The following is a 648-nucleotide window of genomic DNA, read 5'->3' as shown; positions in this document are numbered from 1 at the left end:
TTGCTATTACCATCAGTGCGATGTAAGTGCTCAGAGCGTAATCCATCTAGCAATCGCTCAGGTTGATCAACGTAATCGGCAGGAAAAACAATGACAGGCTGATAGTCATCGTTGGACAAAAGATCAAGCATTTCTTGTGAAGGTTCAGTGCGATTCCATTGATACACGTAAGTCTCTTTCACCGTATCAGCAATCAAACGGCCTGTATTGCTTGGCTTAAACACTTCGTTCTCAGACACAATCAGCATGCACGCGACATTGCTATCGATATCAGGTTGCAATTCACATAAACAATGCTGCTCTGAAACCTGACAGAATGGGCAGCGCTGAACTTTGCATCCACGAGCATTGAAAGGCTTCGTTGAGATGGATTGACGATACTGATATAAACGATGGAAAGCGTGGATTCTCATGAAGGAAATGCCAAATAAAAACGAGAGCGCGATTCTACTGGTATAACCGCTCGCTCACAAGGCGGCAGCGTTATTACTCTAAAGACCAAACATTGAAAGAATCTCACGTTAGTTAAGGTCTATTGCGACAAATGCGTAGAAGAAGGAAAGATCAGTGACTGAAAACACGTTTACCGACCCATCTTGGTTGCGACTTAGCTGTTTTATTGGCGTATTGTTGCTGTGTACTCTTTGG

At 43.5% G+C, this 648-nt stretch carries 1 protein-coding gene and 1 pseudogene; one reads left to right on the top strand and one right to left on the bottom strand.

All coding sequences use genetic code 11. From position 1 onward, the window contains the following. Window positions 1-413: DTW domain-containing protein (locus tag R7Q48_RS28205; RefSeq protein ID WP_318133618.1), on the bottom strand; the 413-nt coding region annotated here is incomplete at its 3' end. A gap of 154 nt (window positions 414-567) precedes the next feature. On the opposite strand from R7Q48_RS28205, the pseudogene R7Q48_RS28200 reads away from it, so the two are divergent. Further along, a pseudogene (locus R7Q48_RS28200) lies at window positions 568-648 on the top strand (sterol desaturase family protein); the annotation flags it as partial.

Source organism: Vibrio sp. 378 (assembly GCF_033339435.1).
The sequence above is the reverse complement of the archived record's forward strand: the minus strand, read 5'-3'. Positions and strand labels throughout refer to the sequence as shown.